The following is a 10,169-nucleotide window of genomic DNA, read 5'->3' as shown; positions in this document are numbered from 1 at the left end:
AAATATATTGATAACGATAATCACGTGCTCACTACGCTATCGGGTGGATTAGACTCAAGGTTGATTGCGTGTTTACTTAAAAGACAAAATGTAAACATCACCGCCCTTAATTTTTCACAGCACCAAACACAAGACTTATACTGCGCAACAGCGTTCGCAAAAAGCCAGAAAATTGAGCTTGATGTTATTCGTGTTAACGATACGCAGGCAAAAACAATTGAAGACAGACTAGGCGAGCATTGGTTAAACGGCAAACATCCAGACCACCCTAAAGTAACACGTCCTCGTTTAGCATGGTCTGGCAATGGTGGAAGTGTTGGGCTGGGTGTTATTTACTACTCAGATGAAGTTTACGAAGGGGCTTTAACACAAGAACCTGAGCACCTTGCTGACGCTTATTTATCGCAACAATTTGCTTATATCCCCAAATCAATAATCCATAACGCTGATAAAATGCAAGCCAGACTAAAAGCTAATATCGTAACTTCATTAAAAGAGTTTGGAGATATTCCTCTTGAAAAAGCTTACTATCTGTTTTTATTACTTAACGATCAGCATCACCATTTAGCCATTCCATTCGAAAAAGTGGACGAGTATCAAATGGATTTTTGCCTGCCCTTTTATTCCTGGAAAGTACTTCGACATGTTTTGTCGCAACCAACGTCACAAGTAAGAAAGCATCGCTTTTATCATGATTTTCTACGCTATGCATTCCCCGAAGCCCTAGATTCGCCTTGGCAAGCATATCCTGGCCATGTTCCATGTTTATTACCAAAAGAAGGTATTGATCAATGGCAAATTAAACGCCCCAAGCAGTTTAAACCCACTAAGGTGTACCAAATTTTCAGTCAGTTAATGACAAGCCAACATAAGCAGTTAGTTAACCTAGCCTCGTTTAGTGCGGTTGCGTTACTACATGCTTCTGGCATTAAAAGCTATAACGATAAGCTAAAGGTTTTTGAAAATATGCTTAAGCGGTAACATTAAAACACCTTGCTGTAGGCCTCTACTCAAGGTGTTTTAAGCAAGCTGTTTTTATTTAGTTGGTGGGAACCATACGCTAACAATTTTGCCATTACGCACTTCATACACCGTAACGGCAAACATATCATCTCTACCGTCACCAAGCCTAGTTAACCGCTCATAATCAACAACCACAGGCCCATTCACAATTCGATTTTCAAGAATCACTTTAAATGATTTTGGCGCTGTTTTTAAAAACTGATACGCTTTGATTAAGCTTTCTTGCCCAATAATGTCAGGAGCGCCTTCTTGGCTATTTTTAATTTTTATATCTGCCGAGTGACAGTTTGCAAATAGACCTATATTTAGTGCGTTATAAGCCTCTAATTGCGCTTGCACTACTTGTTCAGGAGCGGTACTTGCCGAGCACGCTGACGCATCACTCGCATAAAAGAGGCTAAATAACATTAGCATTGAGACAGCTTTCATAACAATAAACATCCTTGAAAATGACTACGAAAACTTAAAAAATACAATACTAGCAAGCAAAACAAACACAACATAAAATATAAACAGCTTACCAGCTTGGCGATGCTTAATAGCAAGCCTACACACTCTTTTATCGGTCGCACCTTTTAAGTGATTTAAACCATCCCCTGAGACGAACATTATGGGAATCATTAAAAATTTTGGCTGCCCAAGCGCTTGCCATATTTCAGGCTCAAACATTTTAACTGCTTGATAATATTTATATTCAGCAATTACTGCGCGAGCCATAAATAATGCCCATAGCAAAATAACAATTGTTATAATCATTTGCTTAGCTCCTCAATACTCTAAAAGTAAGTATTCAATCAAGCCTAAATTAAAAACACGAACTTTAATTAATAATTTTTGTGCAAAACACGTCCAAACATAATAACGTAACCTCCTTATTAGCCAAATCAATACATATATTAGCGATAAAACCTAAACTTTTTATTATGTTTAACAGTTCAGTATGTTAATTTGTGTAGTGTAGTTTTACGGCAAAGAGTAGTTAATGAGTAAACAAATTCGGTGGACCTTAAAAAGTATTGCCAAAGAGTTAGGTGTGTCTAATGCAACGGTATCTAATGCATTTAATCGACCAGATCAGCTCTCAGAAAAACGCCGAGAAGCGATACTCAAAGCCTGCAAAGAGCTTGGTTACTTTGGCCCAAATAAAGCAGCGCAATCATTAAGAAGCGGTACATTTAACATTGTCGCTTTGGTGCTACCCGACAGCGTTGAATACATGGTATCAGACCCAGTTGCCAGCAGCTTTATGCGAGGCGTGACTTCTGTACTCGAAAAAAACAATATTAACGTTTTATTGTTCTCTGGTAGTAACAATAACCTCAATAGTGTTGTTGATTTTGTAGATGGTTTTATTTGCTACGGTCGCCCTCGTAACCACGCATTAGTAGAACAACTTAAAACTACGCCAAAACACGTCGTCACAGTCGATTTTGACATTAACCGCAATGCGTCGGTTAACATTAATAACGAACAAGCTAGCTACGAAATTGCCAAGCATGTTTTGCACAATATAAACGATAAGGTCGCCATTCTAGGGCTAAGACTTCTCGATGAAAACGTATTATGCCGCGTTTATGAACATCACGAGTTTCAAACCGGAGAGTCAATTTCTCATCAGCGTTTACGTGGCTATCAACGTGCATTAGTTGAGGCAAATATTAGTGTTGCTGACGACCGCATTTGGAACATACCGGAAAGCAGCGAGCGCTTTGCTAATATAGCTGCAAAAGAAGTACTATCAGCTTCACCTCGCCCTAACGTTATTATCTGTATGAGTGATTTAATTGCACTCGCCACAATGCGAGAGGCAATCAAGCAAGGTATAAAAATTGGAAAAGACCTACGTATTGTTGGATTTGATGGAATTGATGAAGCAGCACGGTTCGTGCCTAGGTTAAGTACTATTCATCAAAACAGTGAAGAAAAAGGCGTAATTGCTGCAAACTTATTTATTTCTAAAGAAAACAAAATACAAGAAGTCAGCTACGAACTCGACATTGGTGCCAGCAGTTAATAAAAAAGCCAAGCTAACTAGCTTGGCTTTTTGTTAAGCAAAACTCTATTCGTTACAATAAAGAATCTAAACTTATCGATGTTTCTTCATCACCATTGACTTGCGTTATAAGGGCGGTTCTTGCTTCAAAATCTACACTTAATGAAATAGATTGCTCACCAAGTTGCCACGTTAAACAACACATACTGCCTTCACCTTGCGCTGAAAACTCCCCAGAAAACGCTGGGTGTTCATTTCGGATTTTAATCAGTTCAATTAAACCTTTTACAACGGCCTTATCGAGTGATTCGCTTATTTTATCTGCATTTAAATATGGGCGGTTAATATCACGGCCAACATTTGTTTTAGCTAAAAGCTCCATGTCGTTTTCGCATGCAAATAAACCACCGTAGTAAACTTGTGGAACACCTGGTGCAAAAAACTGAATGGCGCGAGACAATAAATAATCAAAATCTTTAGCCCCCAATGCATTGTAATAAGTACAGTTAACTTGGTACAAATCAACATTACTGGCTGCAGCCCCAGTTGCTTGTCGGCTTTCGTTATTACTATTTGCATGCATTGTTTCAACAAGGTTATCAATTTGCTCAGCGTTTAATAAACCTGGTTTGTCGCCCATTGGCCCAGCATCAATAATACCAATGCCATCATGTGTATCGAGTACAGTTAAACAGTTACGTGGTGATATTTTTAGCCACTTTAAAAGTGCATCAACGTCGTTATTAAACAAGCTATGTAAAATAAGCGGCGGCAGTGCAAAGTCATAAACCATGTTAACGCGTTTAGCCACTTCAACCTGAGTTTGATAATGGCTGTGTATTTCAGCAATTGTTTCCATACCTAATTCATTTGCTTGCTTAGATAAGTTATCTAAGTAACCAAACGTTTCATCTAGCATAAAACAGTTAGTACCCGCTTGCTTAATAGCGTAACCCGCTGCATCTAACCGAATAATATTTACATTGTTTGCAGAGAACTTGGTGAGTACATTATTTAAATACGCAACGCCAGCCTCTACCTTTACATTAATGTCAATTTGATTATCGGTAAATGTAGTCCAAAAATCATACGTTTCACCATCACCACATTTCATTGGTGTAAAACAACTACCAGGGCGAGGACGATAAATTGCTTTTTGCTCTGCGTCGCTCATGCCATTTGGAAATACGTCTTCTTTGGTTAAAAACAAATCCCAAAATTCAGAGGCTTTACCTTTAGCAAGCACATCCTGAAACTGAAAAGATTGCGCCGAAACATGGTTAACAATTAAGTCAGCCATTAAATCATGGTTGTTACCAAGCGCTTTGATGTCCTCCCAAGAACCTATTCTTGAATCTACTTCACTATGGTCTATTGGGTCAAAGCCAGCATCACTGCCGTCAATTGGGTTATAAAATGGCAACAAATGCACACCGCCAAATACGCCTTTTAAAGATCCATTTAAAAGTGTAGTGAGTGCATTAATGTCTTGGCCAGTGATTCGATCAGCATATGTGATCAATTGAACTTTGTTTTGCATCATTGTGTGATTACCATGTTGAATCTTAATCGATTAAGATATATCTTTAACTAGAGAGTAAGAATTTACAAGTAATTTTTAAAAATTTTACATACAAATATCGTTGCATGAATAATACTTCACTAAGTAACTAACTGACTTAGCGCGTATTAGTCTGCATTTAACGAGGATTAAATAAAATGACAAAACCACACACACAAGTAAGCAGCGATCCGTTGCGACAAATACGCTGGCTCACATACATGATGTTTTTTATGTTTGCCATGACCTCTGATGCGGTCGGCATGATCATCCCTGAGCTTATAAAAGACTTTGGCTTGAGTATGACCCAAGCCAGTGCCTTTCATTATGCGCCAATGGCTTTAATTGCTTTTAGTGGACTATTTTTAGGCTTTTTAGCCGACAGCCTTGGACGAAAGCAAACCATTATGCTGGGGTTACTCATTTTTTCTGCAAGTTGTTTTTTATTTGCAGTAAGTTCTAGTTTTAATTTTTTCTTGGTACTTCTTTGCTGTATTGGTTTGGCAATCGGTTTATTTAAAACAGGTGCATTAGCTTTATTGGGTGATATTTCACACAGTAACGAAGAACACACCAAAACAATGAACAAGGTAGAAGGCTTTTTTGGAATAGGTGCTATTGTTGGTCCTGCACTGGTAGGTGTTTTACTCGTTCAAAATGTTAGCTGGACATACCTTTACATTATTGCTGGTGTTATGTGTTTGATCCTTGCGCTTCTGGCGTGGCGCGCAGATTATCCGCCAGTTGTAAAAACAACCGAAAAACCCGCTTCACTTGCCACCACCATGAAAATGATTAAAAACCCTTATGCACTGGGCTTTTCAATGGCTATCGCACTATACGTAGCAACCGAGGTGGCTATTTATGTATGGATGCCAACACTATTACAAGACTACACAGGTTCATGGCCATTACTTGCAACCTACGCATTAACCATATTCTTTATACTTCGCGCGGCGGGTCGTTTTATAGCGGTATGGTTACTAAATCGCTTTAGCTGGCAAGGCGTAATGACCTACCTAAGCCTTGGCATAGCACTATGTTATGTAGGCACATTAATTGGCGGTGTAGATTGGGCCGTTGGATTGCTTCCGCTTTCAGGTTTATTTATGTCAATGGTTTACCCTACTTTAAACTCTAAGGGCATTTCCTGTTTCCCTGTTCAACAACATGGTGCTGTAGCCGGCGTTATATTATTTTTTACCGCATTGTCAGCAGCATTAGCCCCGCTTTTGATGGGCATGATCAGTGATTACTTTGGTCATGTGCGTTACGGTTTTTACTTAGCAACTGGTTTTGCAGTTATTCTATTTTTGGCTATGCTATTTAATTATTTACGTGACCCATCAGCATCTGCTTTAGAGCAAAATAACGTAGTTACTAATTAATTTGATAATTATTTAACAAAAAAATTACCCTATAAATCAATGGGTGAGTAAAAAAAGAGCAAATTAATAATAAAATAATTTGCATTTTGTAAAAATTTTGTTATTTTTACTTAATCGATTAAGTAAAAATAAATAACCATTTAGGTTCAACATAACGAGGCGTTCACATGACAACACACAACACTCCTTTATATTTAATCAGTGCATTAGCACTTGCAGTAAGCCAAGGCATTAATGCTCAAGAAGCAGAAACTACACAGCCAGAAGCATCACAAAACAAAGGACTTGAAACAATCGTTGTAACCGGTGTTCCACGCCGTACAACAATTATGGCTTCAAGCGTATCTGTAAGCAGTGTTTCGCTTGAACAAGTTCAAGTTTCAACACCTCGCTCTACCGCTGAAGCATTTAGAATCATTCCGGGTATCCGTTCAGAATCTACTGGCGGTGAAGGTAATGCAAATATTGCAGTTCGTGGTCTACCGGTTGCATCAGGTGGTGCTAAATTTTTACAGTTACAAGAAGACGGTTTACCTGTACTGCAATACGGTGACATCGCTTTTGGTAATGCTGACATTTTTATGCGCCTTGACAACACGGTACAAACGGTTGAGTCAATTCGTGGTGGTTCAGCGTCTACAGCAGCAAGTAATGCACCGGGCGGTATCATCAACTTTATCTCTAAAAACGGCGAAAACGAATCGGGCAGCGTTGCAACCACTGTTGGCCTAGATTTCGATAGTGTCCGTACTGATTTTGAATACGGTACTTATTTAACCGACAGCGTTCGCTTTCATGTAGGTGGCTTTGTACGCCAAGGTGAAGGCCCACGTGAAACAGGTTACACGTCAAATAAAGGTGGTCAAATAAAAGCTAATTTGACTAAAGATTTCGAAAACGGCTATGTGCGTCTTTACTACAAACACTTAGACGACAAAAGCGTTGGTTACCTTCCAATGCCAATGTACTCAAATGGTGATTCAGTTCCTGGGTTTGATTCTCAGTCAGATACACCTCATTCAGCACTGTTCACTAAAACAGTTCGCTTAAATGGTCAAAACCAAATTAGCAATGGTGACATTCGCGATGGTATGAACCCAAATGTTGATTCTATTGGCTTTGAAGCTGTATTCGACTTAGACAACGATTGGCGTATTGAAAACCGTTTTCGTAAATCGTCAGTTGGCGGAAACTTTAATTCTATTATTCCAGCTGAAGTAGGCGATGCATCGGCAATGGCTGCAAGCATTGGCGGAGCAGGCGCAACACTGAGCAATGCAAACACAGGTGACGCATTCAATGGCGATTTAGCTATGCGCATTCATACGTTTGACGTAACAATGAATGACTTTGACTCTATTGTTAACGACTTTAAACTAACAAAATCGTTTGACGATGACACAAGCCTTACGTTTGGTTACTACGCATCAACGCAAAACATAGCGATGTCGTGGTTGTGGAACTCTTACGTTATGGAGCTTAAAGGTGACAACGCAGCACTGTTAAATGTAACGGCTGCCGACGGCACTGAGTTTTCAGAAAATGGTTTATACGCATACGGCACGCCATTTTGGGGTAACTGTTGTCAGCGCGACTACGACACTGAATACGACACACGTGCACCTTATGTTGCTTTCTCAACTAAACTTGGTGACTTAAGCATTGATGCAAGTGCGCGTTACGACAGCGGTGAAGCACGCGGTAACTACGCAGGAGCAGTAACCTCTACTGTTGATATGAACCGTGATGGTGTTATTTCAGTACCCGAGCAGAATGTTGTCGGTATTGATCATGCTAACTCAAGCCCAGTAAATTACGACTGGAGCTACTCGTCTTACTCAATTGGTGCCAACTACCAAATAGACCCTAGCCTTGCAACATTTGCGCGTATCAGTAAAGGCGGACGTGCAAACGCTGATCGTCTTTTATTTGGTAAAGTACGCTCAGATGGCTCAGTAGCTGATGAAGATGCAGTTGATGAAGTAAACCAATTTGAGTTTGGTGTTAAAAAACGTTTTGACTCGCTATCGGTATTCGCAACAGCGTTCTACGCAGAAACTGAAGAACAAAACTTTGAAGCAACATCACAAAAGTTCTTCGACCGTGAATACGAAGCCAAAGGTATTGAGATTGAATCAACGTACTTCATGGATGCGTGGGATTTTCGTGGTAACTTGACGTGGACTGATGCTGAAATTGCTAAAGATGCACTATCTCCTGACGTTGTAGGTAACACACCACGCCGTCAAGCGGATTTAATTTACTCACTAATGGCTCGCTACAGCTATGAGAAAGGGGCAGCAGGTCTGAGCTTTATTGGTACAACTGACGCTTACGCTCAAGATAATAACGACCTTAAATTCGATGGTTACACACAGGTAAATGGCTTTGTAAGCTACGACCTATCTGAAAACCTTAGCCTAGCACTGAATGTAAATAACCTATTTGATACAGTAGGTATTACAGAAGCAGAGGAAGGCTCTGTACCAGCAAACGATATTATACGCGCACGTACAATTAATGGCCGTACAACATCACTAACGCTTAAATACGCGTTTAACTAACCGAGTCTGAGTGTGTTGAGCGCTGAAATGCAGTTTTATTTCAGCGCTTTATTCCCTACTCAGCTTAAATTTTATTACTCTCCCTTACATTTAACCTAGCCTTGCTAGGTTTTTTAGGATTTATAACATGACCAGATTACTAAGCCTTGGCGAGCTGCTTATTGATATGCTGCCACAAGACTCACATAACACAGCGTATTTACCTATTCCTGGTGGCGCACCTGCAAACGTAGCAGTAGGCTATGCAAAGTTAGGTGGTAGCGCTGCATTTTGTGGTGGTATGGGTGATGATTACTTTGCCAAGCAACTTACCGACGCGTTAAAGCAATATAATGTCGGCACCGAGTATTTATTTACTATAAAAAATGCGCAAACAGCGATGGTTATTGTCAGCTTAGATGAAACTGGCGAACGCAGCTTTAATTTTTACCGCCATAACACCGCCGACCTACTCCTTGCTCCTGAACATTTACAGCAAATTCAGTGGGATGAAATAAGTACCCTACACTTTTGCTCAAATACGCTAACAAGTATTGCCATTGCAAACACAACATTGAGCGCTTTAAAACAAGCAAAAATTCATAATAAACTTGTTAGCTTTGACGTAAATTTACGATACAGCCTTTGGCATAATATTCGTGATATTGAGCCTAATGTGCGTGCCTGCTACGCCCATTGCGACATTATAAAACTATCACGTGATGAGTTAAATTTTTTAGCGGAACACACCAGTCAATCAGGTGATGAATATTTACAATCGCTATTAGAGTTAGGCGTTAGTTTAATTTTCTTAACCGATGGACCCGAGCCTGCCACTGTTTACCATAAAAAGTTTAACGTTAGTGAAGCTGCACCGATTATTAATGCAATAGATACAACCAGTGCCGGAGACGCGTTTATTGCAGGTGTGTTATATCATTTAAATCATTACAACGAGACGCTATTACCAAGCGACAAACTCAATAATAAACAAGTAATTAAAGACGCATTAAGTTTTGGCCTTCGTTGTGGCTCAAAAGCCTGTTTATCAAAGGGTGCTTTTCCTGCATTGCCCGTTTTAGACGATGTACTTTGAGCTAACACACCCAGCAACATTTTAAAAATTAATCTAAAAAAGCCCCTGTAGATAAATACCTACAGGGGCTTTTTCAACTATTGTTAATCTGAGTGCTATAAAGCAAGCTCTTCTTTAGCGCGCGTTAAGTTATGCGATACCATATCGTTGTTAGATAGTTGTTTTGCTTCGTATAGGTCAGCAAGGCCGGCCGTTTCGTTTTTAGCTTTTAGGCGCGCTACACCACGATTGCTTAATGCAAATGATGTAAGCTGACGAACTTTAAATTTAGGGGCATCGGCATCTTGTAATAGTGCAATTGCTTTAGTACAAATTTGTTCTGCTTCAGCGTAGTTTTTTGACTTAACATTAAGTGCACAGCTATTAAAAGATTGCTCAAGTGGCTGCGGCGCGGTTTGCGCTTCAATAACCATTAATTTGTAATCACTTTGATCAGCCATTGCAGCAGCTGAACATGTTAATAGTGAGCCAAGAGCGATAGTTTTGATAAGTGTTTTCATGGTCATAATCCTATTAAGTTAAGTCGTGCTTGTTGCCGACAACTGAACTTTAGAGGATCCCTATA

At 39.7% G+C, this 10,169-nt stretch carries 9 protein-coding genes; 5 read left to right on the top strand and 4 right to left on the bottom strand.

Features of this window, described 5'->3' with window-relative positions; genetic code table 11:
• Positions 1-981: 7-cyano-7-deazaguanine synthase (locus tag P20480_RS13655; RefSeq protein WP_033025133.1), on the top strand; the 981-nt coding region annotated here is incomplete at its 5' end.
• A 54-nt stretch (positions 982-1,035) separates the two neighbouring features.
• On the opposite strand, the gene P20480_RS13660 is transcribed toward P20480_RS13655, so the two are convergent.
• Positions 1,036-1,452, bottom strand: coding sequence for a nuclear transport factor 2 family protein (locus P20480_RS13660; protein ID WP_008127799.1), 417 nt, complete (start codon positions 1,450-1,452; stop codon positions 1,036-1,038).
• 24 nt (positions 1,453-1,476) lie between these two features.
• Complete coding sequence (locus P20480_RS13665) at positions 1,477-1,779, bottom strand: hypothetical protein (RefSeq protein ID WP_008127797.1); 303 nt, start codon at positions 1,777-1,779, stop codon at positions 1,477-1,479.
• Positions 1,780-2,005: 226 nt separating this feature from the next.
• Between P20480_RS13665 and P20480_RS13670 the strand changes: the two genes are divergently transcribed.
• The gene (locus P20480_RS13670; RefSeq protein WP_008127790.1) at positions 2,006-3,037 is read left to right on the top strand and encodes a LacI family DNA-binding transcriptional regulator; all 1,032 of its coding nucleotides are present in this window, start codon (positions 2,006-2,008) and stop codon (positions 3,035-3,037) included.
• A gap of 52 nt (positions 3,038-3,089) precedes the next feature.
• On the opposite strand, the gene gtfA is transcribed toward P20480_RS13670, so the two are convergent.
• Positions 3,090-4,559 carry a sucrose phosphorylase gene (gene gtfA / locus P20480_RS13675; protein ID WP_008127788.1) on the bottom strand — a complete coding sequence of 490 codons (1,470 nt, stop codon included), beginning with the start codon at positions 4,557-4,559 and terminating at the stop codon, positions 3,090-3,092.
• A 176-nt stretch (positions 4,560-4,735) separates the two neighbouring features.
• Here gtfA and P20480_RS13680 point away from each other — a divergent pair, with 176 nt between their 5' ends.
• The 3 genes from P20480_RS13680 (at position 4,736) to P20480_RS13690 (ending at position 9,604) form a co-directional block, all read left to right on the top strand.
• The gene (locus P20480_RS13680; RefSeq protein WP_006792636.1) at positions 4,736-5,965 is read left to right on the top strand and encodes an MFS transporter; all 1,230 of its coding nucleotides are present in this window, start codon (positions 4,736-4,738) and stop codon (positions 5,963-5,965) included.
• 167 nt (positions 5,966-6,132) lie between these two features.
• Positions 6,133-8,529 (top strand): TonB-dependent siderophore receptor, encoded by a 2,397-nt coding sequence (locus P20480_RS13685; RefSeq protein WP_008127784.1) that lies wholly within the window; start codon positions 6,133-6,135, stop codon positions 8,527-8,529.
• A 127-nt stretch (positions 8,530-8,656) separates the two neighbouring features.
• Entirely contained in the window at positions 8,657-9,604 is a 948-nt protein-coding gene (locus tag P20480_RS13690) for a carbohydrate kinase family protein (RefSeq protein ID WP_008127783.1), read from the top strand.
• Between the two features lie 95 nt (positions 9,605-9,699).
• Here the strand turns inward: P20480_RS13690 and P20480_RS13695 are convergent, their stop codons facing one another.
• Positions 9,700-10,104 carry a hypothetical protein gene (locus P20480_RS13695; protein ID WP_006792633.1) on the bottom strand — a complete coding sequence of 135 codons (405 nt, stop codon included), beginning with the start codon at positions 10,102-10,104 and terminating at the stop codon, positions 9,700-9,702.
• Positions 10,105-10,169 lie beyond the last annotated feature (65 nt).

The organism is Pseudoalteromonas sp. BSi20480 (assembly GCF_000241365.1).
Taxonomy (GTDB): Bacteria; Pseudomonadota; Gammaproteobacteria; order Enterobacterales; family Alteromonadaceae; genus Pseudoalteromonas; species Pseudoalteromonas marina.
Note: the sequence above shows the minus strand (reverse complement) of the source record. Positions and strands in the feature narration are given on the sequence as shown.